The 26,976-nt window shown below is 46.6% G+C and carries 23 protein-coding genes; 11 read left to right on the plus strand and 12 right to left on the minus strand.

What is annotated here, in order from left to right; all coding sequences use genetic code 11:
• Nucleotides 1–26: 26 nt before the first annotated feature.
• From KE626_RS25995 to KE626_RS26035, 9 genes are read right to left on the minus strand one after another with little or no spacing between them, the layout of a single operon-like run.
• On the minus strand, nucleotides 27–764 hold the full coding sequence (locus tag KE626_RS25995) for an FkbM family methyltransferase (protein ID WP_211975942.1): 738 nt from the start codon (nucleotides 762–764) through the stop codon (nucleotides 27–29).
• Nucleotides 761–1,864 (minus strand): glycosyltransferase family 4 protein, encoded by a 1,104-nt coding sequence (locus KE626_RS26000; RefSeq protein WP_211975943.1) that lies wholly within the window; start codon nucleotides 1,862–1,864, stop codon nucleotides 761–763. The genes KE626_RS25995 and KE626_RS26000 overlap by 4 nt, the downstream gene beginning before the upstream one ends.
• 24 nt (nucleotides 1,865–1,888) lie before the next feature.
• The gene (locus tag KE626_RS26005) at nucleotides 1,889–3,289 is read right to left on the minus strand and encodes a hypothetical protein (RefSeq protein WP_211975944.1); all 1,401 of its coding nucleotides are present in this window, start codon (nucleotides 3,287–3,289) and stop codon (nucleotides 1,889–1,891) included.
• A gap of 13 nt (nucleotides 3,290–3,302) precedes the next feature.
• A complete protein-coding gene (locus KE626_RS26010) occupies nucleotides 3,303–4,226 on the minus strand; it encodes a glycosyltransferase family 2 protein (protein WP_211975945.1) in 924 nt (307 codons plus the stop codon).
• A complete protein-coding gene (locus KE626_RS26015; protein ID WP_211975946.1) occupies nucleotides 4,223–4,870 on the minus strand; it encodes a class I SAM-dependent methyltransferase in 648 nt (215 codons plus the stop codon). Before KE626_RS26015 ends, KE626_RS26010 begins: the two co-directional genes overlap by 4 nt.
• Nucleotide 4,871: 1 nt before the next feature.
• Nucleotides 4,872–5,564, minus strand: coding sequence for an FkbM family methyltransferase (locus tag KE626_RS26020; protein ID WP_211975947.1), 693 nt, complete (start codon nucleotides 5,562–5,564; stop codon nucleotides 4,872–4,874).
• Nucleotides 5,557–6,900, minus strand: coding sequence for a flippase (locus KE626_RS26025; protein ID WP_346344485.1), 1,344 nt, complete (start codon nucleotides 6,898–6,900; stop codon nucleotides 5,557–5,559). The genes KE626_RS26020 and KE626_RS26025 overlap by 8 nt, the downstream gene beginning before the upstream one ends.
• A gap of 1 nt (nucleotide 6,901) precedes the next feature.
• On the minus strand, nucleotides 6,902–9,268 hold the full coding sequence (locus tag KE626_RS26030) for a GumC family protein (RefSeq protein ID WP_211975949.1): 2,367 nt from the start codon (nucleotides 9,266–9,268) through the stop codon (nucleotides 6,902–6,904).
• A 12-nt stretch (nucleotides 9,269–9,280) separates the two neighbouring features.
• On the minus strand, nucleotides 9,281–10,042 hold the full coding sequence (locus tag KE626_RS26035; protein ID WP_211975950.1) for a polysaccharide biosynthesis/export family protein: 762 nt from the start codon (nucleotides 10,040–10,042) through the stop codon (nucleotides 9,281–9,283).
• A gap of 374 nt (nucleotides 10,043–10,416) precedes the next feature.
• Between KE626_RS26035 and KE626_RS26040 the strand changes: the two genes are divergently transcribed.
• Nucleotides 10,417–10,629, plus strand: coding sequence for a hypothetical protein (locus KE626_RS26040; protein ID WP_211975951.1), 213 nt, complete (start codon nucleotides 10,417–10,419; stop codon nucleotides 10,627–10,629).
• Between the two features lie 2 nt (nucleotides 10,630–10,631).
• Here KE626_RS26040 and KE626_RS26045 read toward each other — a convergent pair whose 3' ends face one another.
• Entirely contained in the window at nucleotides 10,632–12,245 is a 1,614-nt protein-coding gene (locus tag KE626_RS26045) for a right-handed parallel beta-helix repeat-containing protein (RefSeq protein WP_211975952.1), read from the minus strand.
• 267 nt (nucleotides 12,246–12,512) lie between these two features.
• Here KE626_RS26045 and KE626_RS26050 point away from each other — a divergent pair, with 267 nt between their 5' ends.
• The 5 genes from KE626_RS26050 (at nucleotide 12,513) to KE626_RS26070 (ending at nucleotide 18,088) form a co-directional block, all read left to right on the plus strand.
• Nucleotides 12,513–13,589, plus strand: coding sequence for a hypothetical protein (locus KE626_RS26050; protein ID WP_211975953.1), 1,077 nt, complete (start codon nucleotides 12,513–12,515; stop codon nucleotides 13,587–13,589).
• Nucleotides 13,590–13,689: 100 nt separating this feature from the next.
• Nucleotides 13,690–14,142: an SRPBCC family protein gene (locus tag KE626_RS26055; protein WP_211975954.1), complete on the plus strand. Its 453-nt coding sequence runs from the start codon at nucleotides 13,690–13,692 to the stop codon at nucleotides 14,140–14,142.
• On the plus strand, nucleotides 14,123–14,449 hold the full coding sequence (locus KE626_RS26060; RefSeq protein ID WP_211975955.1) for an ArsR/SmtB family transcription factor: 327 nt from the start codon (nucleotides 14,123–14,125) through the stop codon (nucleotides 14,447–14,449). Before KE626_RS26055 ends, KE626_RS26060 begins: the two co-directional genes overlap by 20 nt.
• Before the next feature lie 46 nt (nucleotides 14,450–14,495).
• Nucleotides 14,496–16,847 carry an FdhF/YdeP family oxidoreductase gene (locus tag KE626_RS26065; RefSeq protein WP_211975956.1) on the plus strand — a complete coding sequence of 784 codons (2,352 nt, stop codon included), beginning with the start codon at nucleotides 14,496–14,498 and terminating at the stop codon, nucleotides 16,845–16,847.
• A gap of 110 nt (nucleotides 16,848–16,957) precedes the next feature.
• Complete coding sequence (locus tag KE626_RS26070; RefSeq protein WP_211975957.1) at nucleotides 16,958–18,088, plus strand: TlpA family protein disulfide reductase; 1,131 nt, start codon at nucleotides 16,958–16,960, stop codon at nucleotides 18,086–18,088.
• Nucleotides 18,089–18,099: 11 nt separating this feature from the next.
• Here the strand turns inward: KE626_RS26070 and KE626_RS26075 are convergent, their stop codons facing one another.
• Both KE626_RS26075 and KE626_RS26080 read right to left on the minus strand, forming a co-directional pair.
• A complete protein-coding gene (locus KE626_RS26075) occupies nucleotides 18,100–18,624 on the minus strand; it encodes a hypothetical protein (RefSeq protein ID WP_211975958.1) in 525 nt (174 codons plus the stop codon).
• Between the two features lie 39 nt (nucleotides 18,625–18,663).
• Nucleotides 18,664–18,984, minus strand: coding sequence for a hypothetical protein (locus KE626_RS26080; protein ID WP_211975959.1), 321 nt, complete (start codon nucleotides 18,982–18,984; stop codon nucleotides 18,664–18,666).
• A gap of 118 nt (nucleotides 18,985–19,102) precedes the next feature.
• On the opposite strand from KE626_RS26080, the gene KE626_RS26085 reads away from it, so the two are divergent.
• The 5 genes from KE626_RS26085 to KE626_RS26105 all read left to right on the plus strand — a co-directional run bounded on the left by KE626_RS26085 (nucleotide 19,103) and on the right by KE626_RS26105 (nucleotide 26,939).
• The gene (locus KE626_RS26085; protein WP_211975960.1) at nucleotides 19,103–19,945 is read left to right on the plus strand and encodes a chromate resistance protein ChrB domain-containing protein; all 843 of its coding nucleotides are present in this window, start codon (nucleotides 19,103–19,105) and stop codon (nucleotides 19,943–19,945) included.
• A gap of 141 nt (nucleotides 19,946–20,086) precedes the next feature.
• The gene (locus KE626_RS26090; protein WP_211975961.1) at nucleotides 20,087–21,265 is read left to right on the plus strand and encodes a chromate transporter; all 1,179 of its coding nucleotides are present in this window, start codon (nucleotides 20,087–20,089) and stop codon (nucleotides 21,263–21,265) included.
• 28 nt (nucleotides 21,266–21,293) lie between these two features.
• Nucleotides 21,294–22,673, plus strand: a complete 1,380-nt coding sequence (locus KE626_RS26095) for a TolC family protein (protein ID WP_211975962.1) — start codon at nucleotides 21,294–21,296, stop codon at nucleotides 22,671–22,673.
• Nucleotides 22,674–22,690: 17 nt separating this feature from the next.
• Nucleotides 22,691–25,837, plus strand: coding sequence for an efflux RND transporter permease subunit (locus KE626_RS26100; protein ID WP_211975963.1), 3,147 nt, complete (start codon nucleotides 22,691–22,693; stop codon nucleotides 25,835–25,837).
• 16 nt (nucleotides 25,838–25,853) lie between these two features.
• Nucleotides 25,854–26,939, plus strand: coding sequence for an efflux RND transporter periplasmic adaptor subunit (locus tag KE626_RS26105; RefSeq protein ID WP_211975964.1), 1,086 nt, complete (start codon nucleotides 25,854–25,856; stop codon nucleotides 26,937–26,939).
• The last annotated feature ends 37 nt before the right edge of the window (nucleotides 26,940–26,976 follow it).

Raw genomic sequence — 26,976 nt, forward strand, 5'->3', positions numbered from 1 at the left:
TTTGCAAACGTTAGTATTATAACCGTCTACGATTTTCTTTTATACAGCAGATCCATTTGCAGGATCTGTAGGGTTCCCGATTGTAAAAAACTGACAGGTGCGATAAATTCAAAGCCCAGCTTCTTTACATAGTCATGCATTTCATCAAATAAGGGTTCTCCGTCGTACATAGCCACAAAAGAGGTTTCGAACAGCAGGTAATCGATATGCTGCAGACTATGTGCTGCACCGAGTAATACTTCTTTCTCAAATCCCTGTACATCCAGCTTTAGCAAGGTTGGAGAGGTAAGGGAAAGATCTTTCAGCACGTTGTCCATTTGTCGCACCACTACTTTTATAGAAAAGGTATCTGCTGTACGCGGTACCAGTTCCCGTTGCAAGGCCGATACCTGCAGTGCAGAACTGGCATGGGAATAGGCGTTGGAGAAAAAGTCGATCACACCGTCGTCACTTCCGAGCGCATAATTAAAGGCTTGTACGGCGGGGACCCTGCGTGTGTTATGCTGCAGTGTTTTGAAGGTACCCGGCACCGGTTCGAAAGCATATATTTTTGCTGCCGGGTATTGCCAGGCAGTAGCCAGTGCAAACTGTCCTTTATTAGCGCCCACGTCCAACACCGTTTTCAGCTCAGGTATATAATGCCTGCAATTATGAAGCACCTGGGTAGACGCGATGGAAGCGCCATTTTTCATGATAAAGGAAATTCCTTTTCGTGTATGAAAAATTACTTTGGCTGCATCGGCAATTCTGAAAAATATATTCATTTCAAAAATTTGTGGTTCCAACAATCCTGGTAGAATGCCAGTGTTTCCTGTACCGTTTTTTGCCAGGTAAACATTTCTGCCTGTTTCAATCCTTTATCGATCATTTGTTGTTTGTACTGCGCATTTTCAAGTTTCCGGATGCCGCCGGCAAATGCGGCAGGTTCTGCGCGATCCACCAGCACACCTGCCTGTCCTACTACTTCGGGAATAGCCGTAAAATTGGAAGACACTACCACGCAACCTGCTTTCATGGCCTCTCCCGGGGGAAACCCAAATCCTTCATATACGGATGGATACAGCATGCAGAAAGCGTAGTTATACAACACGTTCAGGTCGGCCGAAGAAACAACCGGCAACAGCTGGTAGCGGCCGGGGAGCAAGGTTTCCAGCTGTTCCGTTTCCTGCATACCCCATGGTTCCCCTCCTACTACTACCAACCGGTAGTGTTCCGGCAACTGCTGCATAGTGGCTATCGCCACCTTGAAATTCTTGTACTTGTTTCTTGCCCCTACATATAAAATATAGGTTTGCTGCAGATCCAGCGGAAGCGTGCATACCGGCGGCCGGCTTTTATCTGCCGGATAAAAATCATCCGCTATTCCGTGATGGATGACTTTGATCTTTTTATCTGCCGTTGCCGGGTAAAAATGCAACAGCTCTTTCCGGGTACTCTCCGAAATACAGATAATACCATCGGCTCTTTTGAGGCCGTAAGCTTTCTGGGTGGTATTGGCCAATCCGCGCGGGAAAGGCGTTGCCAGCTTTCGTTCATGTGCAAAATCATGCACCGTTAAAATATTCACCACATTCTGCTGCGGCGATACCCGCAGGTAACCGCTATGAAAAACAGCCGCTTCAGGCAATTTCCGTTGCAACGGCAGATATCGCAAACAGCGGGAAGGAATGCTGCTTTCCCTGATACAACGAAAATTATTATAGTTGATCTTCTGCTCAAAAATGTTGGGAGAAGATGACCGGGTATTCAAAAAATGTACATCAAGACCACTGTCATGAATGCCTTTTATCAGCTCGTACCAGTACACAGATACGCCGCCAGCTTTCTGGATGGTAAACACGATATTATCAAGATATAACTCCATCATTCATAATTAATACCACATGGCTCATTCCTCTTTATCGCCATAAGCACTTAACAGGGCAACAATTAAAAAAAACAGATCAATCTGACTAAAGAAAAAACACGTGGCTACATAAGCCAGGTAATTCTTATTGAATAGGGTAATATGTTTGTCTGTTTTTGTGAGAATAAAAAAGAAAAACAACAGCGATATGGCGCCAAACTCCGCCAGGATAAAGAACCATCGCATATTGAGGTTATGGCCTCCCACACCCGCTACACGGTTCTGATAAGTCAACTGTCCGAAAAAATACCTGGTAGGGATAAATGTACTGTTACCCGCGCCATAGCCCGTCCACAGTAAGTAAGGCTCATCTTTCAAAAAATCAACAACGGGGAGTTCCATATCGCGTTGCAGCGGAATACCCATAATGATATTATTCTTCTGCCATATTTCATTATCATAACGATAAGCGGATCTTTCAAAAATCGCCCTGTAAACCGGGTCGTTGCGGTTACTCATGTAATGCTTTAACAGTAATTCTTTGGAAGATGCAATGGCCATGAATAAGCCGACGATGATACCCAGCGTTCCGACTATTTTTATCCGCACAGCGGAAATTTTCCCGAAAGCGGTAAACAACAATGAAGCGGCCAATATATTCACCCAGAATGTTTGTGATGAAGTAAGCACCGCCATCACAAACGCGAAAAAGGTCATCCGGTAATTGCGGTCCCTCATGAAGATGGGAATAGCCAGTGATAGAAATGCGCTGAAAGTTTTTGGCTCCGAAAATAATGCCTGCACCCTTACATCCAAAGGACCGTTAATACCCGCAATCAGGTACCGGTGCTGCAATCCCAGCAATTCACTCAGCTCCGCATTTCTGAAAATCACCTGCACGGCGATCTGTACCAGGGCAATAAAACACGAGATCCTGGCAATCCGCTTCATGGTAGACAGGAAGCTTTCGAAAGAAAGTGCGTCCTTATCCTGTACAATCTTTGCCCCGATAGCAAACAGCGGAAGATAGGTTTTCAGGTAAAAATAAAGGGGACGTGTATAGAAGGCGGCGTTACTGCCATTAGGATAATAAAAGGGATCCTTGTATAACTGGGTCAGCAGCATGACCGCTATCTGGGAAAGAAACGGCAGCAGAAGGATAAACAGGTATTCCCTTTTGATTTGCTGGCGTCCTGTAACCAGCAGGTGCGCCTGTTCTACCAGGATAAATACGCTGACAAATAATGTGGCGGTGAAAGTAGGCCCTATATACAACATCGTATAGGCTTCCGTAGCAAAAGCATACAACAGGGCATCTATGATGGTGATCTTCTTTTTATAGTACAGGTATAGCAAAGTAGCGGCAACGACCAGGGGCATCAGCTCCCTGAAGCATTCCACGAAAAAATTTGAGCTTTGAAGGATGCTATATCCTGTTTCCATTTAACATTTTTTTTCAAATGGGAAGCGCCACTGCTATTCGTTTACATATTTTGTAAAGCAATGGGTGGCTTCTTATTATTTTTTTTAAATAAACATACATGCCACTGCCTGCGTATACTGTATCAGCCACAAACTTGTCTGCCGCCGTATCGATCTTCTTTTTTGCCGGGTGCGTGATAACCGGCATGGCACCATACACTATCTTCTTAAACCATCCAGGGGGATGGCTGGTATGTGTAGCCCCTCTCCCGTAGCCCGTATTCTTCACCAGGCATACATTTGGCGTAATCACCCATCCTTCCGAAAACCATACGGCCATAAACCATTGTATATCCCAGGTATCTATTCTCTTCTCCAGCATAAGCCGGAACTCCTGCTGCAACATGGGATTAAGGCCTGCGGTGGGCCGGTCTTTATACCGTTCCAATGTAAAATCATATTGTTTCCATGCCCTGCGCCAGCTGGCCCAACCCCATACATGCGCATACCTTGAAAAATAGTAGGATCCCTTTCCCCTTTTTTTCCCTTCCTGGTAGTTGCTGCCGTTGATATGCATCACATCAGGGTCTGTTCTGTAATGCGCCAGCATCTCTTCACAAAACGAAAAAAAGGTAGGGTCAGGAACACAATCATCTTCCAGTATGATCCCCTCTTCCACACATTCAAAAAACCAGCTCACCGCGCTGCTTACCGCCTTGCCGCAACCAAGGTTCTTTGGGCGGAAAAGCGTTTGCACGTCACAGGACCAGTCTACTCCTTCCAGCAGTGCCTTCCTTGTTTCCCTGCAGAGATGTTCCTCTCCTGCTTTGCCCGGCCGGGGTCCGTCGGCCGCGATAAAGAGCCGTTCCGGCCGTTGCTGTCTGATCTGTTCCAGTACGCTGAGGGCTTGCTCCGGCCGGTTAAAAACCAATAATAGGATAGGTGTCTGTAACATCATTTTGTTGCCTCTAATGCTACGGCGTTATCAAATCTGGTTGCTTCCTCTACCCGCACGAACATCTGATCATGGCTGTCGTTGAAACTGCATTGCCGGATATCTTTAAACCCGGCAGCCCGGAAGGCATGCGTGAGTGACACGGCATCCCACATATACAGGTGTTCCTTATTTCCAAATGCCAGCTGCACCAACTGCTTCACGCCACGGGGACGTTCTTCCCTGCCCAGCAGGGTTTCTTCCATAAACTTCACATTAGCGGTATGGTCCTGCTGTCCAAGACCATCCAGGTAATTCCTCGCAGCGCTTTCCAGGTCCGGCACCACACAGCGGAAACAGCCGCCCGGCTTCAGCAGCTGATAGCTGTTTTTAATGGCCAGGATACAATCCCTGCGGGACAAATGCTCCAGCACATGGCAGCAGTAGATTCCGTCGCAGGAGTTCGGCTCTATACCGGGCAACCCTTTCAGAATATCTCCCTGCAGGGTATCGCGGTGAAAGGCCACATGCATTTTCCGTCTCAACAATTTACCCACCACGGGCAACTGCTGCAACATCAGTGTGGGCGACGAATCGAAGTTTTTCCAGCCTTCAGGCGCTGAAAAAGGACCGCTCCCATATTGTACATATAATTTTGACTGCGTCATCTTACGACTCCGTTCTTTTAAAGAAATAGGTATAATACGTTTTCGCGAAAATGCGATAACCAACATCCTGCATGAATGCAGATATTTCGTTACCGCTGTCCGGCGCCAGTTCAAAAGGTTTTGATTCCACCAGCACATAGGCAGGGCGGTATTTGTCCCAATTGTTGGACCGCAGCACATCGATGTCAAGTCCTTCTGCATCTATGGTGAGGAAATCAATGGCGGTGGCGTCTGACAGGTATTTGTCCAGGATCTCGGATAATGGCCACGTGGCTACTTTCTTCTCATCAATCACCTTATATCTCATCACCTGTGTGTATTCCTTCACTTTATCGGCAGAAAAAGTATTCAGCGCGGGTTCATTGAAAATGCTGTAGCACAGCTCCTGTTTCTCCAGTGACACGCCCATTTCCAGGTTAATATCATGAGGTCTGTAGCGATTAAACAAAACCCGGAACCCCGGGCTTGGATCAATGTTGATACCTCTCCAGTTCATCTTATAAAAAAGATAGGTGTTGGAAAAACGGAAGGGATGATGCGCCCCCACGTCTACATACACACCATTTTTCTTGTCATCAAATATTCTCCGCAAAATCAGGTCCTCCCCTTCAGAACTATATGCCAGCACGCCATACCGGAACTGAGGGAACAGCCGGCCGGCAACATTTTTCACGATATTTTTCAGTTTATTCATTGGGCAGCGGATTACTTGACTGAAATGATAAAACCCCTCCCAGGAAATGTTTCAGACCCCTGAGCACCTTTTTTGCATCATCGTATAAATGCCCCGGATGGAGCATTTTCCTGGTAAGCTTCCAGCTCTCCCTGCTTTTATCCAGGCATACCATCACGCTGTAAACGGTGGTGTAAGCCGCTACGGTGGCAATGGCGGCGCCGGTTCCCGCCATGGCGGGAATCAGCCATAAATTAACAGCAACATTCACCAGTAACCCGGCGGCATTGCCATATACAAACAGGTGGTACCTGCCCTCCACAAAAAGATACTGTACCACTACTGCTGCGATAAATACCGGTATGCAGGCCCAGATGTGTATCCGCAGTATCCGCGGCGCCGATACATAGGCCGGACCATACAGCAGCCCAATGATAAAGGGAGATGATAACGTTATAAAGACAGCAATGCCTATGCTCAGCCAGCAGGATAAGCGAATCCATGTTTCCAGGCTCTCCCGGTATGCAGCAGGATTTTCTTCCTTTTTCCGGATCAATCCGGGCAGCATGGCTGTAGCTATCACGGTTGGCAGCGCATACCAGAGTTCAGATATCCTGGCAGCCACCACGTAGTTACCCAGCGCCGTGGCACTGCTCATATAATCCAGCAGCAACAGGTCTATTTTTATAAATAATACTACCAATACACTGGAGTAAATGAGCGGGGAACATTGTTTCAGCAACCTGGCAGCTAAATGAAAGTTTATTTTTGAAAACGCCGCGGATGCATATTGCCGGTGATATTTCCACAGGATGATGGAATAGGTGACCAGCAGTTCCAGTACCGATACCCATAAAAAAGCCGGCAGCGAGCCACCCAGCAGGATCAGGATAGTTTTGATAAGGCAAAACAGGATAAATACGGACACTTTAGGAATGATCACTGTTCTGATACTGTTTTTTACCTGGTAGAAATAATCCAGTACATCGAAAGACTGGAACAATATTGTAAAAGAAGAAAAGAACGTACAATACAGGTATACCGGCTGTTGTGGCCGGGTGAGCACCACTATCAGTATACTAATGAGCATACAGCACAAGGCAGCCATGATACGCATGAAGATGACAGTAGACACCGTAACGGGCTGAGAGCTTTGCCCGGTGATCAGTTCTTTTACCGCTATCTTATCCATTCCGAGTATCGCTACCGTTCCTATAATCGTTGTTAATGCAACGGCATAGCTCCATATGCCAAACTCCTGCGGTCCCAGGTGCCTGGCCAGCAGGGCCAGTACAAGGATACCCGGAAACAGCTTACTGAGCTTATCAGCGAGCAGCCAAACGCTATTTTCAAACACGTTATGCAATTCTCCTGGCAGTTTTTTTGACGATAGAAATCCAGGTATTTTTCCTGGCATTGTTTGAATCGTAAGAATATTGGTCGTAATAGTAATAAGGATAGAAAGAGTCCTGTTCTATACCGTTGAATATAATTCCCTTCTTCCGGAAAAGGCCACCATTCAGGCTCTCAGCAACCATCATTAATTTTGACTTCAATGTAAAATTGTACCGTACCACAAAAAGGGTACAATCGGTGTAAGGTGCAATGCTCTTGGCATCCGAAACAATGCCCACGGGCGAAGTATCGATGATCACATAATCGAATTTCTCTTTCAGGATATTCAGCAGCGTGAGCATCCGCTGCCCTTCGATCATTTCAATAGGATTGGGAGGAATAGAGCCGGAAGACACCAGGAACAGTCCTTCAGTACCTGGTACGGGGCGGATAATTTCGTCTACCGTTTTATTTCCAACAATATAATTGGTGATCCCTGTACGGTAGTCCATGCCCAGGAACCCGGAGAGCTTGGGCTTGCGGAGGTCCATTTCTACCAGTACCACTTTCTTGTTACTCACCGTCAGTGAATTGGCGAGGTGGGCGGAAAGAAATGTTTTACCCTCACCGGATAAACTGGAGGTAAGCATAATAGTGGAAGGGCCTTTATGATCTGATAGCAGGAATTTGAGGTTGGTACGCAGGTTGAAGATCTGTTCTGTCAGCACAGATTTGTTGCTGAGTGAAAAATCGGCGAGACCTTCCGTCTGCTGGTATATTTCTGCGATCACCGGCAGGTCGAACACCTGTTCAATTTCTTTCCTGCTCAGGATCCTGGGGTTCAGGAAATATTTTACGTATACATACACGCTGGCGGCAACAACAGCGATGGCGATAAAGCTGATGAATATAAACGGTTTTTTTGGCGAAATCGGTTTATCGGGAATAAAGGCCGGCGCGATGATTTTATTGTCTGTAACGTTACCGGCGTAGGTCACGGCCGCTTCTTCCTTTTTCTTCAGGAGGTACAGGTAAAGATTTTCCTTAACACCTTGTTGTCTTTTGATATTGATATATTCTCTTGCGTAGGCGGGAATATTGGCGATCTTTCCCTGGATCTCGTTTACTTTTGCCTGTGTTTTCTGTTGTACAATGCCGGCATTGCGGCGGTATCCGTTGATATAGTTTTTGATCGTGTTTTTGGCGTCATTTATTTGCCCGTCGAGGTTCTGCATAATTTCGCTGGTGGGGAGCAGCGACAGGGAGAGGCGCTTTTTCTCCCGCAGCGATTCCTCGTAGCGGTTGATCATGGAAGTCAATGTCTGGTCTACGCTGGTGGTAACCGGGGCAAAGGGATAGCCGCTGGCGGGGTTATTAATGTAATTCTCCACCTGGTCTACCACAGATAGTTGGAGGTTGGCTTCGTTCAGATGTATATCTGCTTCTTTTACCTGTTCCAGCGCCAGTTTGGAGCCAGCGTCAATATCGGTGATACCGCGTTGCACCTTAAAGGTTTCTTCCTGTCTTTCGAGCAGCCCCAGTTCTTCCTTGAGCGAGTCGATCCTGGTGGTGAGGAACTGGATGGTTTTGATGGCCACTTTGTTCTTATCGTTCAGCGTATATTCGTTATAGTTATTAAGCAGGGCGTTGAGGAAATCTGCCGTTCTTTCTGCCACCGGATCTTTATAGGTGACCATTACCACGGTAGCATCCCTGTTGACGAGGGCGGCGCTGATATCTTCGGCTACTTTATAGGCCATTTCCATCACGGAGTCTACCTTGATTTCTACCATATCAGTAGCGGCGAGGCGGATATCGGGGCGGGTATTGATAACGAAGGTATCCTTCCCTATGCCAAAGGGAGTGCCGGCGGCAACGGAGAGTTTGACGGTGGAGTCGATATTGCCGGGCATGGCTTTAATATCCAGCCGGGCATCTTTCATGGTGATATGGAATGTATAATTACCGACTGTCGGGTTTCCGGAAACGGCGTGTAATTCCAATGGAGCGTTCCCGTATTTCTCTTCGTTCCGGATGCTTCTTTTTATGTAGTAGCGAATGTTGAAGTTATTGTTGCTGATCACCTTCTCCAGTAGTATGGGGGATTGCAGGACTTCCATTTCGTTTTCCATATTCTTGCCGCTGTTAAAAAGCGACAATGATTTGAGGGCGTCCATTTCATCGCTGCCGCCTCCTTTCTTTTCATCTTTCAGGTAAAGCCGTGCGCTGGACATATAGATCGGTTGCTTGTACCGGAGATAAAGCAATCCGGCGGAAACGGCCAGTGCTACAACGATGAGGTATAACGGCCAATGAAATATTATCTTCCGGAACAAGTCGTCCAGATCAATAATATTATTCCTGTTATTATTTGCTTTATGTAGGCTCATGTTGTCGATTTATCATTTACTGAGAAGGATGATAGTCGTTACCAGTGAAATTGCACTGATAATAGCTGGTAGTAACTGCACCGTACGGGACGACGGGAACAATCTGTTAGGTCCTGGTTTTACATAGATGACATCATTATTTGCCAGATAATAGTAGGGAGAAGAAAGTGTTTTGCTGTCGTTCAGGTTGAGAGATGTATAACGCTTTATTCCATTCACTTCACGGATCACCATAACATCGTTTCTGAGGGCGGTGGCGTTCATATCACCGGCCATGCTCAGGGCGTCGAGCAGGGACACTCTTTCTGCCGGTATACGGAATGATCCGGGATGCGCCACATCTCCCAGTACGGATACCTTGAAATTAACCAGGCGGGTAGAAACGTAGGCGTTGCGGATGGTTTTCCCGAGTATCGCTCCTACTTCGCTGTTAATGACGGCGGTGGTTTTGTCTTTTACATTCAGCGTTCCGGCGATGGGCAGGGTGATATTGCCGGCGCTGTCGACCAGGTAGCCCTGTTCTGTTAATCCGCCGCTGGTACCGGCGGCGTTCCCCGGATTGGGGTTCAGCACCAGGGAAATGTCTTTATCAAGGGTGGTGATAGTGATCTGTAAAACGTCGCCCGGCTGTATTTTGAGTTGCGGGTAGCGGTTGACCGAATCTATGCCACTGCTGGCGGCGATGTCATTAAAATAGGTAATCTTTTTTGTAGCCGAACACGCTGACAATAGCAACAACAGCAGCATGATCCTAAACTGGAGCTTATATCCCATACCAAATAATATTTAGCTATGCTGATAAGGTTTTTAATGTAATACCGCTTATAGCGTTGTGACTATAAAAATGGGGCGGGATGATCAGTATTAATATATTCCTCATATAATCCCGGCGTTGTTTGGTTGAAGTACTTCTTCTTTGATTTAAACTGGTTTTTCAAGGACGGTGCTGCAGGTCTGTATGCCAAATGGTTTTCTCAGATAATCACAGATAGCGTTCAGGGTGTTCCATTGGATATTAATTCTCAAAAATTATTCTTAAATAGCTCGTCTTAGATTTTCAGTATGAGAAAGTTAACAACAAAATGAGCATGGAAATGCGATGAATAACGAAAGGATAAAATGAATACCCGTAAAATAAAATGAACAAAATGAACAGACAGGTAAAAGTGTGTATCCGTGGGGGTTATACGGGAATAACAGCTATGTTTAGCGCTTTCAATGTGGCAACACAATTATTGAGTGCGTCCAGCCAGGCGGAGCTGTTTTTTGGAGTAGTTTGGGAGGAAATTTGGAGTGGCTGGGAAGCGCTGTCGGCAGATAAGTCATCTAAAACCGGCGGCCATGACAGGCCGCCGATTTGAAATTATTTCCTATAAGTACTTCCCTGGTCTTGCCCAAAAGTATTAGGGCGGTTATCATCTGTAAACTCTTTGGGCACCGGGGGCGCCGGGGCTGTCCACTCGGCCCATGTTACCCGGGAGCCATCCGGCTTTGATGTTTCGAAGCCTGCAAACCGCCAGTCACCGTAATAATGGTTGTTGCGGAAGATATTTTTCTGCTGAAAAGTAATGCGCCAGGGAATCTGGTACCCGCTAAACTCAGGATAGGTACCATATTCTGAAAAGATACCGTTGATCCCGCAATAATTGCCGCCGGCGCATCCGATAACGGCCTTATCGATCCTGAACTCATTCTTTTCTACCACGATGTTTTCGGTTGACCACCGGCAGATGAATTTATCCGCCACGCCCCCGGGGATCACATCGGGGCGACCGGATTTACAGGGTGAATCATCGTACAGGCTTCTCATTTTTATAGTCCCTGCCACATGCGTATTGCCGGAAGAGCCACTGTAGCGGTTAGCATCTTCCCATAATACTACCCCACCCCAGTTGTTCTCAAAATTATTATTACTGATCAGCATGGGCGAGGTTTTTAAGGCGTAGCCCGGGGGACTGCCCGCCTCGGAAATATATATGGCGGGTACGGGGAAGTTATCGCCCTTAGCGGCGCTTTCACGACCAAAAACGATCGCATTTTTCTGAAAGTTATTAAAGCGTACCCTGGCATCGTACCCTGCTTCTATCATTAGCCCGAACCCATCGTTGCCGCTGATGTAGTTACTTTCAATGATAAAGCCGCGATTGTTGTTATCAAGCCATAGCCCGGTACCCCGATTATCATGCACCCAGTTATTGGTAACGGTCACGTTCTTGTTAATCCAGAATTTGACACCACCCGTACAGCCGCAGCCATCAATTTTCTTTTCCCAGTCGCCCGTATTGTTCCCAACAATTTCATTGTGATCCAGCACAAAATTTTCCACCTCGTGGGTTTCGGTGCCGCAACAGGAGTTAATACCATACTGACCATTGTCCTTTATGCAGTTGTAGCGATAAATATTATTAGGACCGGCCATCAGGCCTGCTCCTTCGTTGTTATGAATCGTGTTATACTCAATTGTCCATTTATTACCCGCGTCATGATTCACCACTCCCTGATCCAACGGCGCTACGAAATTGCGTATGGTAAGGTAACGGATGATGACATTGGTGGCTCTCTGAGTAAAAGCATAATTGTTTTTATGCTGGCCATCCAGGATGGCATCGGGACCTCCGATAAAGGTGGAATTATTAGCCGGTATAATCTGGCTGAACGCTTCCGTACCCAGTGTATGTATGCCCGTAGCAAACCAGAAAGTAACACCGGCACGGCTGAAATTAAATTTACTGTTATTCCCCGCCGGTACCACCACAGCGCCTGCCGGCGGCGAAGCGGGCCCGGTAAGGAGTTTGGTATTCCCGCAGATCCTGACAGGCGGCTGCGATGGCCAGCCATTGCCAGCCGCACCATCCGGTTCATGGTGCGGCGAATCATTGCCTCCGGGCCTTTTGCAACCCGGAGCCAGAACAGCGACGATTACCACTACCAGACAAATGGGAACAATAAAACGTACCAGGGATTTCAGGTTTTTCATAAGATTAGATTTGGTTAAACTTGATGATGATCATTTAAAGGCATAAGGATAATAAAGACAGGTACAGGGATATGGTTTACTTTCCTCCAATAGTGTGATGCAGGCGAAGTTCAGCAAATAGGTACTGCTATTAAAACGGCGAATATGGGGAATCCCTCTAACGGGTTATGTCAATTTTGTGTCGGGAAAGATGGAGAACAGGCAAATGATTACAACGGGCAAATTGTCAAATTTCCTATAGCTTCGCCACGGTAATAACTAAAGTAAATGAAATTAGCGTTCATCCAGGAGATAATATCAACATCCGATGCCAGCATTGTTGCCGCCAGCTTATCAGCGCCGGATGAATACGTACTGCTCTTGAGTTCCGGCAATGTAGTGAGGCAAAAAGCCGGGGAAACAGCAGCAAAGCACCTTTTTTCCGTTGAAAGCAGCATGGGATACCAGGATGGCGGGTTTGATATCGCTGCCCCCAGCACCATTTATACAATGGACGATATAGTAGTTGTGGTGAATGATTACAAAAGACATGGCTACGTACACTATCCCGGTAAATATACCGGCCTTCATCTATGGCGGGAAGACTACCATGCAAGCATATCACGCTTTCCTGTGGCGCTGTTCCGCGATCAGCTGAATGTGCCATATATTGTTTATGCAGTAGCCTGGAACCACCTGCAAATCATGAACCTGGATACACGACAGGTCGTTACCGCAGCCAAATCATTGATAAAAGAATTTGCGGAGGAAAGTCATATCGAATTCTATAAAACAGTGGAAGAAGCTAATAAGCTCCCCTGGCCTTCTGCCTATGATTACTTCTTCGGAAAGCTGTATATGTCGCCCAACAATAGCCGGTTCCTCAGTGCAGGATGGGTTTGGGGTTCCAGCGACCTGTATAATGTATATGAGGTAGCGGATTTTATCAGCAATCCCCGCATCAGGGATAAGCGTGTCAACTATTGGGAACATAATAACCGCGGCGTTTGCTGGATAGATAACGCCACCGTTGCAGTGACCTATCATCCTTACAGCGATGACGAAGAAGGCGCTGCTAAAGATGATCCCTGGGAAATCCATTTTTACAACGTAGATAGTGACGCTGATGAACCCGCGAGAAAAATTAAAATACCCGGGCCGGATATTTTGCAGGCGAATATGCACTACCTCAAACACCTGGACGCTATCCTGCTGTTTGGCGGAAATGCCGGCGTAGTCCTGGTATCGACTGATGGCCGGTTATTATTCAGCGATGCAAACCTGAAGATAAACGGCTATGCGGAGGCAAGCGATTTGCTATATGTTACCGATGACAAAAGTGTCAGCACTTACCGCATCAGTTAACCTGTTTTTTCTTCTTCCAATAATATTCCCTTCTCTTCAAAATATATTTCTGTAACACAAAAGTTACGTATATCTTTGGGTAACTTAAGGGTTACACATCATGACAAAAAGCATCAAGCACCAGTTTTTCTTTTCTCATTCTCCCGAAGCGGTTTGGGATTACCTGACAAAGCCTGAATTAATGGAACAATGGCTGATGAAAAACGATTTCCTGCCTATTATAGGATATGATTTTCAATTCAGAACCGGTCCTATACCCAGCCTGGATTTCGACGGGATTTTTTATTGCCGGGTGCTGGAGATTGTGCCTTTCAAAAGACTTTCCTATTCCTGGAAAAGCGGACCAGGAGATGGTAAAATAACGCTTGAGTCTATTGTTGTATGGAGACTGGTACCAAAAGACAATGGTACTGAGGTTTTCCTCGAGCATAACGGTTTTTCGCAACCGGAAAACCTCAACCTCTACAATGCGCTGATAGATGGCTGGCTCGAGAAACTGCATAAGATCGCTGAACGCTTAAATGCTGCAACCAATGGCACAACCAACACTTGACATATTCCAGGTGATTGCTGACCCGAGCAGAAGGGAGATGTTAAGACTACTTTCAAAAGACAGCTTAACCATCAATAGCCTGGCGGAGAACTTCGACATGAGCCGCCCTGCCGTTTCAAAGCATATCAAAATATTGTATTCGGCAGGATTTATTTCTATCCAGGATATGGGCAGAGAAAGGTACTGTACACTAAAGCAGGATGCATTCAAAGAATTGCAGGAGTGGCTCTCCTATTACGATAAATTCTGGGCATCGAAAATGAAGAAGTTGGAAACGCTGTTAAATAACAAGGCTGCAAAAAAATAAATCGACTGTTTATTTTCATCATCCACTCACCAATAAAGTAAATGGTATGGAAAAAGAAAAAGATAAAAACAGAAACGAGCCTTCCGCAGAAAACCCCTATAAACTATCAGACCTGAAATTAACCAAGGTAGAAAAATGGGCTGCCGGTGTGCCAGCTGTAATGGCTGCTTTCAGTGATCTCTTTGAAGAGGGTGTTCCCGTCAGGGGAATGAAGGCGTTATTCAGGATGAATCAAAAAAACGGCTTTGATTGCCCGAGCTGCGCCTGGCCTGATCCGGATGATGAGCGTTCTCCTTTGGGCGAGTATTGTGAAAACGGGGCCAAAGCGCTGGCAGAAGAAGCCACTACAAAAAAAGTAACTGCCGCATTCTTCAAAAAAAATGCGGTCTGCGATCTTGCCAGGTTAACTGACTTCCAGATAGGCCGTATGGGACGACTGACCGATCCCATGTATATGCCGAAAAACGGCACGCATTATCAACCCATCAGCTGGGAGGAAGCATTCAAAAAAATCGCCGGTCACCTGAATGCGCTGGAAACACCGGATGAAGCAGCATTTTACACTTCCGGCAGAACAAGCAATGAGGCATCATTTGTATACCAGCTTTTTGCAAAAGAATTTGGGACGAATAATATGCCCGACTGCTCCAATATGTGTCATGAAACATCCGGGACGGCACTGTTGCCAACGATCGGGATTGGAAAGGGTACGGTTACATTAGAGGATTTCTACGATACCGATGTGATTGTGATCATTGGGCAAAACCCAGGTACCAACGCCCCCCGTATGATGAGCGCACTGGAAAAAGGCAAACAAAACGGGGCGAAGATCATTGCCATTAATCCGCTGCCCGAGGCAGGGTTAATGGGGTTTCACAACCCACAACAAATAAGCGGTATTATTGGCGGTGGCGTTAAACTCGCGGATCTTTACCTGCCTGTAAAAATCAACGGCGATATGGCACTTTTAAAAGCCATAGCACTCCTGCTGATTGATTTTGAAAAAAAATCACCGGGAGAAGTACTTGATCAACAATTCATCCTGGATAAGACCGTTGGATACGATGCCTTTGCCAGGCAATTCGACAATTACAAACTGGAAGATCTGGCAGCAGCATCCGGCATACCGCAATCTGCCATTTATGAAGCAGCACAGATGATGGCATTTAAAAAACGGATCATCTTCTGCTGGGGGATGGGACTCACACAGCAACCCAACGGGGTAGCTATGATCAGGGAAATTGTAAATTTATTGCTGCTCAAAGGAAGTATTGGCAAGCCCGGTGCAGGTGTTTGCCCGGTCCGCGGACATAGTAACGTTCAGGGTAACCGGACCATGCTGATTAATGAAAAGCCCACCGACGAACAGTTAGATCTTATACGCGACTTTTATGGCTTCGAACCTCCCCGTAAACATGGATACGACGTGGTGCGGGTGATTAAAGCAATGCACGAAGAAAAAGTGAAAGTCTTTTTTAGTATGGGTGGCAATTTTTTATCCGCAACACCAGATACCACTTATACCGCCGAAGCGCTGAGGAAGCTTAAACTAACGGTTTGTGTTTCCACTAAACTAAACCGAAGCCACCTCGTACACGGGCAGGAAGCGCTGATACTCCCCACCTACTCCCGGAGCGATATCGACATGGTGAACGGCGTACACCAGTTTGTGAGCACCGAAAACTCAATGGGCGTAGTACAATCATCAAAAGGGGTACTGGAGCCGGTATCCCGCCATCTCATCAACGAAACGCAAATCGTATGCCGTATGGCAATGGCAACATTGGGAAGCCGGTCCGTTGTTAACTGGCAACGGTATGCCGGGAGCTATGATGCTGTAAGAGATGATATTGAAAAATGTATCCCTGGTTTTGACGACTACAATAACAAAGTGCGGCGCAAGGGAGGATTTTATCTGCCAAATGCCGCCAGGGATGGCCAGTTCATCACGAAAGAATTCGGCGACCGGGCTCCGTTTACCTTAACGACTATACCCGACAACACGCTTGCCCCGGATGAATACATGATGGCCACCACCCGTACGCATGACCAGTTCAACACCACCATATATGGTTTGGATGACAGGTACCGCGGTATAAAAAACGAGCGCCGGGTTATATTCATGAACCAAAAAGACATCGAAGAAGCGGGATTTGTGCCAGGCGAAAAAGTAGACCTCTTCAACTATGACAACGGCATTGAGCGGATTGCGCCACTGTTTATCATCGTTGCCTATGCCATACCGGAGCGGAACACGGTTACCTATTTTCCGGAAACAAATGTGCTGGTCGCTATCAATAATGTGGTTGAAGGAAGTAACATGCCGGCGTCAAAATTCGTTAAAATAAAAATCAAAAAACACAATCCCGAAATATATCACCTGATAAAACAGTTATAAATATAATTGTCGAAACTTATTATTGTCTTGATTTGACTTTAACATTTTCTGCATTCCGATAATCTTCATATTTGTACGGTAAATTATTGATAACACTAATTTATTAACAAATGAAGCATTTTCTACAACACACTGCAGGTATACTCTTTCTGCTGGTAAGTCTTTCTGCGGCAGCAAATGATTCAGTATATATTAAATTCGCCTTTACCGCACCATTAAAATCAAACGGCTTTTCCATTACAGTCCATGACGGCATTCTGGAACACAAAATAAACCCCGATACCCTTTCCTGGCGTGGTGAATTATTTGCGCCATTCGGATATATTGCAATAGGATATAAAACCAGCGACACCAGTTCTATCATGAGATACGCTTTCTTCAGGAAAGGAAGTACGGAAGTGCACCTCAGCCCTCTATCCGATATAAAGGAATATTATACCATTGATGAAAAAACATCCATCAATACTATCCCCTATAAAGAAATGGGAGGAGAGATGTTCCAATCATTTATAAAAGAAAAAGAAGAGGCCTTTTTTGCATTTTACTTCAGAAACAAAAATATATTTGGAAGCAACCAGGATACTTTGCAAAAAGCATTTGCACTGGGTGATTCAATAGGCTATAAGAAGATAGCATTTATCAGGCAATACCCGGATTTATACATCTCATTCTGGACTTTGCTGACTGAATCGGTTCACTCAATTTTTTTAAAACCAGACAGTCTTATGCAGTTATATAAGGATGTTGTATCAGCCGATTATAAAGACAGTAAAGCAGCCATTCATCTTCATAATATTATTCAAAATAAGATAAACGTTAGCAGCAATGGCAAATTTCCCGATTTCTCTGTTACGGATATCAACAACAACAAAATTGAACTGTCTAAACTCGGTGGCAAGTACGTATTGGTACAACTTTGGGCATCCTGGTGCAGCCCTTGTGTACAAGAGATGCCTGGATTGAAAGCCATCAATGATAAATATAACGGTGCAGACTTCACGTTAATTTCGTTTAGTCTCGATAAAGATTCCAGTGCATTCCGAAAGGCGCTCGAAAAACATTCCATGAACTGGACACAAATATTTGGAGATAATCGCCTTGGGGAAGCGCTTGCATTTTATCCTATTCCACAACTCTACCTGGTGGATAAAACCGGGCATACTATTTACAACAATACCATCACAAGGGACGTCGATTTCATACTATTGAGGGAAATACTTTCTGAACGATTGGGTAAGTAAACCTTACCCAATCAACGCCGGTCATTATGTTGCTGTACTGCTTGTCTGAATTGCTGTGGATTTTTCCCAAACAATTTTTTTAATTCATACGAAAATCCCAGCACGGCGTCCGGAAATACGTCTACCAGCGCGTCCATCAACGGATCTTCGCCATTCCTGCGCTTCACGGGCAGTTGGTATAGTTTACCGGCGTCATCTCCTATCATCATACTTTCCTGTGGCACCCCATTCATTCTCAGTATATGCTGATAAATCCATACAACCCTTTCCGGTGTGTTTACCAACTCCAGCAATTGCTTATCGTTCCTGCTTCTGAAAGCAACACCCAGCAGCGCAAGAGGGATGATCAAAAGCGCAATGCCAACACCTACCACCCAACCAACCGGCTGCATACCTGTTTGTGTGTAGCGAAAATAGCTTCCCCCGCAAAGGATCAGTCCCAACAACAACGTGCCAGGTATCCAATACCTTATGCTCGCTCTTGAAGCAGACAACTTCTTCCGGATACGTTCGGTAACAATAGTTTTACTATCCATAGCAATAAAGATTTATTTTAGCTTGTAATTATCTGTTCATTAATCCTGTAGTTTGTATTTTTCCCTTATTCCATTATCCAGGTGAAACAGTAACTGCACGATTCTTTTATTCCCGCTTTCACGTGCGGGCATTTTATCCAGCAAACCTGCTGTTTCATTATTTACATTTTCAATGGCCCATGCAACTTCACCATCCCCGGTTTTTTGATCTCCAATATCGTATAACTCCAGGGCTAACGCAGCATAAGCAGCCGGGCCCAATATATGTTCGGCCTGGCGTACATCTTTAAAGGGATGCGTAAATGCCGAAGCAGCAGCAAGTCCTGCGGACCTGGCGGCGGCTGAAGCCGCAGGCTGCATCTCCCCGGGAGGCGAATGTACTTATAAGCATTGATATATCTGTTGGCCGCAGAGCACCTGCCGCAGGTAAATTCCCGAAACAACACTAAATTACAGTCCTTTATCATTACCAGCTATTATGAAATGGATCACCCGTGAACGCCCAAAGATCGACAGGATCGCCTGTCCATGGTTAATAAAAAGATTTGTGGACAAGGATGCAACGTTTATTTACGTACCCTTTGAGCAGGTGATTCCACGAGCGGAGGCCGAAGGCGCTATTCCTTTTGATATTGTAGACGTTGAGTACACCCACTACGAAGATCAGTGCACCTTTGACTATATTATCAAAAAGCACCACATAGATGATCCTGCTGTGCTGATAATGGCTCCTATTGTACGTGGAGCGGATACTGACCGTCACGACCTGGCAAGCCAGGCAGCCGGGCTATGGGCGATTTCCGCCGGCCTGGCTTACAACGAACCCGATGACCAGGCATTACTGGAAAGAGGCATGATGCTCTACGACGCCCTTTACAGCTGGGCTAAATATCTCCGGCATATAAAACATACCCAGCAACCTTTTGAGGACCAGCTGATCGATATTTTCAAAAAATTCCTTCAGCAGGAAAAAGACAGCCGGAAAATACCAGGCTGGGCCAAAGAACTCAAAGAAATTATCCAGGATCAGATAGATACTAATCTCAACTTAAGCCTGAAAGGATTATCAGAAACCCTCCAGGTACATCCTGCGTACTTATCCCGGGAGTTTTCGAAGTATTTTGATGATTTATCTTTTGGTGATTATATCCGTAAACTCCGGATAGATAAAGCGGTGCAACTACTAACCGGTACCGGCCATTCCCTGACTGAAATCGCCTATCTCACCGGGTTTTCAGATCAGAGTCATTTTACCAGGATTTTTAAGAAATATACCGGCAAAAGTCCTTCTATCTATAAAAAAGAATTAATAAAAAAGTAAAAAAGAGACCAAACCTTATTTTTCGTTCTATTTTTTGGATATCCATAGTATCAACTTGCAGTTATAAATCCAATACGATACAATCAATTAGCTGCGAGCAGCAATGAAAAAAATACACATGGAGCCAAACATTATCCGAAAATGAACAGCAGTAAAGCACAAGTGCCATATAGCCTGCGGGACCTGGTTATCTATTTTTTGAAACTCGGCACCTGGGGCTTCGGAGGCCCTGTAGCCCTTGCCGGTTATATGCACCGCGATCTTGTTGAAGATAAACAATGGATCAGTGAAGAAGATTACAAAGAAGGTCTGGCGCTGGCACAACTAGCCCCCGGGCCATTGGCGGCTCAACTTGGAATATACATGGGATATGTTCATTACCGCCTGCCGGGGGCCACATTGGCAGGGCTGGCATTTGTCCTACCCTCCTTTCTCATGGTGCTGGGACTTGGGTTTATGTATGTGCACTGGCAGGGGATTCCCTGGATGCAGGCAGTGTTCTACGGCGTTGGTGCCGCCGTCATCGGCATTATCGGAACAAGCGCCTGGAAACTGACCCGTAAATCCATTGGCAGCAATAAAGTGCTGATGGCTATTTACATCATTGCTGCAGTTTACACAGTATGGCAGGAGAACGAAAATATCGGGTTGTTTCTTGGCGCGGGAATACTTTACTGGCTTTTAAAAGCCACCACCACCAAATTATCATTTCCGCATAAAGGAACTACAATATCTAAATTATTCATCCATCCCCTGATATTAAATATCAGCACTGCTGCTTCCGGGAAAACACTTTGGCAAATACTTTTGTATTTTACAAAAGCCGGGGCCTTTGTGTTTGGCAGTGGACTCGCCATTGTACCGTTTCTCTATGGCGGTGTAGTAAAGGAATACGGCTGGTTGAATGAGCAACAGTTTCTGGATGCGGTGGCAGTGGCAATGATTACACCTGGCCCGGTGGTAATTACAGTAGGGTTTATCGGGTTCCTGACCGCTGGCTTTTCCGGCGCCTGCGTAGCAGCCTTCGGCACTTTCTTCCCTTGCTATCTCTTTACTATATTGCCTGCACCTTATTTCAGGAAATATGGTAAACACCCTGGTATCAAGGCTTTCGTGGACGGTGTCACGGCTGCAGCTATTGGCGCCATTTCCGGTGCTGTGATTGTATTGGCAAAACGCTCGCTCACAGATGTATATACAATCGGTCTCGCAGTCTTAACAGTCTTTATATTGTGGAGATTCAGGAAAATACCGGAACCCGTTATCATCGTAATCGGGGCTGGTGCAGGATTACTACTGAAAGCGTTTTTAAATACATAAATTTAGTTTTGTAATAAATACCTGATGAATGAATGCTTGTTATAGAAAGATATTAATCATTGGTGGTATCGGAATATGCTCTCTAAGCGCATATGCACAACAAAAACCATTGCATATAAAAGACGTACTTACCCTTGTGCAATCCTCCCTGCCCCAAATGAAGGCGTATGAAGAACAGGCGAAAAGCAGTCAGTATAATGTAAAGCTGGCAAAAAATACCCTGTTGCCGGATCTGAACATCGGGTACCAGGCAGGATACGCTACCTACAATAATATTACCGGCATGAGCTATCCCGGTTTCATGTTACCTATCAGTGGTCCTCCCTCCGCCGGCAATATCTATGATCCGGTGCCCGGTACCGCTGCCGGCGCCATTGTAAAGTGGAATCCGCTTACTTTCGGTCAAAGGAGTGCTGCTATTGAAAAAGCCACCGCACAATATAAACTGGCCAACAGTACCTACAACGATGCGTTGTTCCGTCAACAGTATGCCACCATATCTGTTTACCTGGATGCCATATACCTGCAAAAGCTGATGCAAACCTACCAGGCTAATATTAAGCGGACAACTACCGGCTTACAGCAATCACTGGTGTTTACCCGGGAAGGATTGCGCCCCGGAATAGACACCACCCAATTTCAGTCGGCACTGGCCCAGGCGAAGACAGACCTCTTGATTGTACAGCGACAATATTATGCGCAGCTTGCTGAACTCAGCAGGTTAACAGGATTGCCCGACCTGCCGGAAAACCTGTTGCTGGCAGATACCACACTGCTTAGCCAGTTACCACAGGTGGCCGACACTACTGCCGGCCCATCCGCCAATCCTGTTTACCAGTACTACCAGGTGAAAAAAGAAGTAACGGAAACATCATTGAAAGAAGTAAACCGTATATGGAGACCCAAGCTGGACCTCTGGGCCAATGCCTATGCCCGGGGTTCCGGGGTAGGCGCCGACGGCAGCGTTGATAAAGCCGATGGCTGGTCTCTTTCCCGCAAAAATTATGGCGCCGGTGTGCAGATCAGTTTTCCTATTCTGCAATTTTCAGAAGTGCAACTGAAAAAAAGGCAATACAGCGCCATGCTCAAAGCAGATGAGGCACAGCTGGACCAGGTGAGGTTAAACCTGCAAAAACAGAAAGAAACCGCCCGGTACAGTTTCGATCAAAATATCCTGATAACAAAACAAGCGGTGATACAGTCGCAGGCTGCCCGTTTTGCCTATGATGGGCTGACATTAAGTTATGCCAGCGGGCTGATCGACTTTACGCGGTTAATACAGGGGCAGTACGATCTGCTGAAGGCGGAAACAGGAGAAGCAGCTGCATATCTGCAGACATGGCGGGCGCTGTTGGATATTGCCATAGCAAATGGCCGGCTGACAACATTTACAGACAACCTGAAATAACGATATAAGCAAGCACTATGAAGCTAATCCGTTCGGCATTACAACATCCTGTTACTATACTGGTCGCTGTATTTGCCATTGTATTCTTCTCTTACCTTTCTATCCGGCAGGCGAAGGTGGATATTTTTCCACGTCTCGGTTTACCGGTAGTCTACGTGGCACAGCCTTATGGGGGCCTGTCACCGGAACAAATGGAAGGTTTTGTTACCTCTTACTACGAATATCATTTCCTCTATATCACCGGCGTTAAATCGGTCGACTCCCGGAACATACAGGGCGCCGCCATCATTAAGATTGAATTTAATGAAGGCACTGATATGAGCCAGGCGATGGCGGAAGTAGTGGGTTATGTAAACCGTGCCAGGGCGTTCATGCCACCCGGTACCGTGCCGCCTTTCATTACCCGTTTTGATGCAGGCAGTGTTCCCGTGGGCCAGCTGGTATTTAGTTCCGACAGCCGTTCACTAAGTGAAATATCTGATCTTGCCCTGTTCCGCGTTCGTCCTATGTTCGCTACATTACCGGGAGTATCAGCGCCGCCACCTTTTGGCGGCAACCAGAAAACAGTCCTCATTACCCTTGATCCGGATAAACTGCGCAGTTATAACCTGGCCCCCGACCAGGTAGTGCAAGCCATCGCAAAATCAAACGCCATAGCACCTGCCGGCAATGTGCGCATTGGCGACTCCACCTACATTACGCCGCAAAACAGTGTTATTGAATCATTGCAGGATCTTCAGAATACGCCCCTGCAAACGGGCGCCGGCCCTTCCGTTTATGTGAAAGACATTGCCAATGTAAGCCTGGGCGCCGATGTTACCACCAGTTATGCATTGGTCAATGGTAAGCGTTCGGTGTATATTCCTGTTACTAAAAGAGCCGATGCTTCCACCTGGGACGTGGTGCAGCGGGTAAAAGCCGCGTTGCCCGATATGCAGGCGGCGATACCATCAGATATAAAAGTTACCTACGCATTCGATCAATCGGGTTATGTTATCAATTCATTAAAAAGCCTGTTGTTTGAAGGTGGACTGGGCGCCATCCTTACCGGTTTGATGGTGTTACTTTTCCTTGGCGACAGGCGCAGTGCGCTCATCGTTATTATGACTATCCCGCTGGCGCTGCTCTCATCGGCCATCCTCCTCTATCTTACAGGACAAACCATCAACATTATGACATTGGGCGGCCTGGCGTTATCTGTTGGTATTTTAGTAGATGAGGCCACTGTTACAATAGAAAATATTCACCGGCATATGGAAGCAGGAAAAAATAAAGCCCGCGCCATCGCCGATGCCAGCATAGAAATAGCGGGGCCAAAACTATTAATACTCCTGAGTATCCTCGCGGTGTTTGTTCCCGCCATGTTCATGAATGGAGTTCCCCGGGCGATGTTTATGCCCTTGTCGCTCGCTGTAGGTTTTGCGATGATCGCATCCTTTATTTTATCACAAACATTTGTACCTGTAGCAGCCAACTGGTTATTCAAACCATCATTACCCGAAAAGGAAAGAAAGGAAGATGGGTTTTTCGATAAGTTAAAGCGGCGTTATGTTTCGGCCGGAGAGCGCCGGCAGGCCAGCTTCAGGTTAGATACCGTGTTATTTTTTCTCGTTTCTGCGGGCCTGGTGATACTGCTTTTTATATTTACCGGCACCGAACTTTTCCCACAAACCGATAGCGGACAAGCGCAGGTACGTCTGCGTTTACCCGTTGGCACCCGCTTTGAAAGAACAGAGGACGCCACCAGGAAATTGTTGTCTCTGACGGACAGTATTGCGGGAAACGGCAATGTGGAAATCACTTCTGCTTTTATAGGCACCCAGCCATCGAGTTATCCTGTAAACTACATTCATCTGTGGACCAGCGGACCACATGAAGCGGTACTGAAAATAAAGCTCAAACGAGGTGTAATGCGGATCGCCACCTTCCGGGAACAGCTGAGAGCAGCGGCAATTGCATCGATCCCCGGTGTAAAGCTGTCTTTCGAACCCGGCGATATCGTGGAGCAGGTATTAAACCTCGGCAGCAGCAATCCGATAGAAATTGCGGTAGTCAACAAAAACCTGGCAGAGGGTAAAAAAACGGCGGAACAACTCGTGGGGAAATTGTCTGCGATGTCCTCCCTGCGCGATCTTCAAATAGCCACCCCGATGGACTATCCGGCCATCAGGTTAGAAGTGGACCGCGTAAAAGCAGGACAGCTGGGGCTCACCATTGAACAGATTGCGCGGTCTACCGTTGCCGCTACTTCTTCCAGTCGTTTTACCACTCCCAATTATTGGCTGGACAAAGCCACGGGTACAGCTTACCAGGTACAGGTGCAGTATCCTGAATTTAAAATGAACAGCACCAGCCAACTGGAAGCCATACCTGTTTCCGGCGGCAATGGTACTACGCACTACCTGAGTGAGGTTGCCAGCTGGAAGCGGGTAACCATGCCGGGGGAATATGACAGGCTGAATCAACAGCGTTATATTACCATCACCGCCAACATTCACAAACAGGATCCGGGTACCGTATTTAAACAGGTTAAAGAAAAAATAGCCAGCATGGGTCAACTGCCCAACGGCGCTAAAATCATTTTGCGCGGTCAGCCTTCCCTACTGCAGGAAACCCTTACCAGTTTGCAGTTTGGGTTATTGATTGCCATCGTGGCCATCCTGCTGGTGATGGCTGTGTACTTTCAATCGTTCCGCATTGCCTTTACCACGCTTGCTATCATCCCCGCGGTAGTAGCCGGTTCGCTGCTATTTTTATATCTTACCGGTAACTCTTTAAATATACAATCCTACATGGGAACGATTATGGCCGTGGGTGTAGCCATTGCCAATGCTGTACTCTTCATTACCAATGCTGAGTTCCACCGGAAAAACGGCGACAATAACCCGCAGCTGCATGCTGCAGAGCATCGTCTCCGCCCTATCCTGATGACCAGCGCTGCGATGATCGCCGGCATGATCCCTATGGCGGCAGGCCTGTCGGAAGGCGGCGACCAAACTGCACCCCTTGGCATTGCAGTAATAGGAGGTTTATTATTCTCTTCCGTCAGTGTACTATTCTTTCTTCCGCATGTTTACCAGTGGGTGATTGGAAGAAAACCGTACAAATATGTTTCGCTCGATCCTGATGATGAAAAAAGTGCTTACTATGACAAACAATCATAAAATATCAAATAATCATATGCGGATAATCGCTTCCCTCTCTTTGCTGCTCATTGTTTCCGCCTGTGGTAATCAATCACAGACGCAGGCTCCCGGTACCGATACCCCGGCTGCAGACACCGTGCCTGTATTCATCCTGAAACAGGACACACTGAAAAAAAATGCAGCCTTTACCGCCGAACTGCTACCCTACGAAAATGCCGAACTGTTTGCCAAAGTCCAGGGTTTTGTTAAAGAAATGAGAGCAGATATGGGTGACCGTGTAAAGAAAGGCCAGGTGCTGGCAGTGATCGAGGCCCCGGAAGTTAACAGCAGGCTGGCCGAATCTGAAGCTGCCCTGCAGGCCGCCAGATCGAAATGGGCATCCAGTAAAGATAATTATGAAAGATTGTACCGCGCATCACAGGCCAATACACCTGGTATTGTTGCCCCGGTAGACCTGGAGCGCAGCCGCAACCAGATGCAGGCCGACAGCGCCACCTTTGTGGCCGCCGGCAGGCAGGCGCAGTCTTACAAAGCGGTATCCGGGTATCTCTATATCATTGCTCCTTTTGATGGTGTGGTGACCACCCGTAAAGCCGATCCCGGGGCGCTGGTCGGCACCAATGCCATGTTGCTGACAGTACAAAACAATCATACGTTGCGTTTGCGTGTAGCCGTTCCCGAGATATACGTAGCAGCCGCCAGCGGACTTAAAAATATTGAATTCAGCGTAGATGCATATCCTACAGAACATTTCAATGCCGCACTTACCCGCAAGTCCGAAACCATAGATCCCGCTACCCGTACCGAACTATGGGAGTTTAAGGTAGACAACAGCGGCCACCGGTTAAAAGCAGGCGTGTTTTGTTACGTAAAAATTCCGCTGACACGGGAAACACCGTCATTCATTGTTCCCTTCTCCTCGGTTGCTACCACACAGGAAAAGAAATTTGTTATCCGTGTTAAAGGAGGAAAAGCAGAATGGGTGGATATTCGCCAGGGCATGACCGTTGATGCCGGAGTGGAAATATTCGGCAATATCGCTGCCGGAGATACTTTATTAAGAAAAGCAACAGATGAGAGAAAGCCGGGCAGTACCGGCCTGTGGACCCTGAAAAAATAGCACCATTGGCGCCGGTAGCTTCGCCGCCGGTCCACTA

The organism is Chitinophaga hostae (assembly GCF_018224885.1).
GTDB classification, from domain to species: Bacteria; Bacteroidota; Bacteroidia; order Chitinophagales; family Chitinophagaceae; genus Chitinophaga; species Chitinophaga hostae.

Bases quoted from the DNA above. Each gene is read 5' to 3' on its own strand.
- KE626_RS25995 (WP_211975942.1), bottom strand. From the start codon at position 764: ATGAATATATTTTTCAGAATTGCCGATGCAGCCAAAGTAATTTTTCAT.
- KE626_RS26000 (WP_211975943.1), bottom strand. From the start codon at position 1,864: ATGGAGTTATATCTTGATAATATCGTGTTTACCATCCAGAAAGCTGGC.
- KE626_RS26005 (WP_211975944.1), bottom strand. From the start codon at position 3,289: ATGGAAACAGGATATAGCATCCTTCAAAGCTCAAATTTTTTCGTGGAA.
- KE626_RS26010 (WP_211975945.1), bottom strand. From the start codon at position 4,226: ATGATGTTACAGACACCTATCCTATTATTGGTTTTTAACCGGCCGGAG.
- KE626_RS26015 (WP_211975946.1), bottom strand. From the start codon at position 4,870: ATGACGCAGTCAAAATTATATGTACAATATGGGAGCGGTCCTTTTTCA.
- KE626_RS26020 (WP_211975947.1), bottom strand. From the start codon at position 5,564: ATGAATAAACTGAAAAATATCGTGAAAAATGTTGCCGGCCGGCTGTTC.
- KE626_RS26030 (WP_211975949.1), bottom strand. From the start codon at position 9,268: ATGAGCCTACATAAAGCAAATAATAACAGGAATAATATTATTGATCTG.
- KE626_RS26035 (WP_211975950.1), bottom strand. From the start codon at position 10,042: ATGGGATATAAGCTCCAGTTTAGGATCATGCTGCTGTTGTTGCTATTG.
- KE626_RS26040 (WP_211975951.1), top strand. From the start codon at position 10,417: ATGAACAGACAGGTAAAAGTGTGTATCCGTGGGGGTTATACGGGAATA.
- KE626_RS26045 (WP_211975952.1), bottom strand. From the start codon at position 12,245: ATGAAAAACCTGAAATCCCTGGTACGTTTTATTGTTCCCATTTGTCTG.
- KE626_RS26050 (WP_211975953.1), top strand. From the start codon at position 12,513: ATGAAATTAGCGTTCATCCAGGAGATAATATCAACATCCGATGCCAGC.
- KE626_RS26055 (WP_211975954.1), top strand. From the start codon at position 13,690: ATGACAAAAAGCATCAAGCACCAGTTTTTCTTTTCTCATTCTCCCGAA.
- KE626_RS26060 (WP_211975955.1), top strand. From the start codon at position 14,123: ATGGCACAACCAACACTTGACATATTCCAGGTGATTGCTGACCCGAGC.
- KE626_RS26065 (WP_211975956.1), top strand. From the start codon at position 14,496: ATGGAAAAAGAAAAAGATAAAAACAGAAACGAGCCTTCCGCAGAAAAC.
- KE626_RS26070 (WP_211975957.1), top strand. From the start codon at position 16,958: ATGAAGCATTTTCTACAACACACTGCAGGTATACTCTTTCTGCTGGTA.
- KE626_RS26075 (WP_211975958.1), bottom strand. From the start codon at position 18,624: ATGGATAGTAAAACTATTGTTACCGAACGTATCCGGAAGAAGTTGTCT.
- KE626_RS26080 (WP_211975959.1), bottom strand. From the start codon at position 18,984: ATGCAGCCTGCGGCTTCAGCCGCCGCCAGGTCCGCAGGACTTGCTGCT.
- KE626_RS26085 (WP_211975960.1), top strand. From the start codon at position 19,103: ATGAAATGGATCACCCGTGAACGCCCAAAGATCGACAGGATCGCCTGT.
- KE626_RS26090 (WP_211975961.1), top strand. From the start codon at position 20,087: ATGAACAGCAGTAAAGCACAAGTGCCATATAGCCTGCGGGACCTGGTT.
- KE626_RS26095 (WP_211975962.1), top strand. From the start codon at position 21,294: ATGAATGCTTGTTATAGAAAGATATTAATCATTGGTGGTATCGGAATA.
- KE626_RS26100 (WP_211975963.1), top strand. From the start codon at position 22,691: ATGAAGCTAATCCGTTCGGCATTACAACATCCTGTTACTATACTGGTC.
- KE626_RS26105 (WP_211975964.1), top strand. From the start codon at position 25,854: ATGCGGATAATCGCTTCCCTCTCTTTGCTGCTCATTGTTTCCGCCTGT.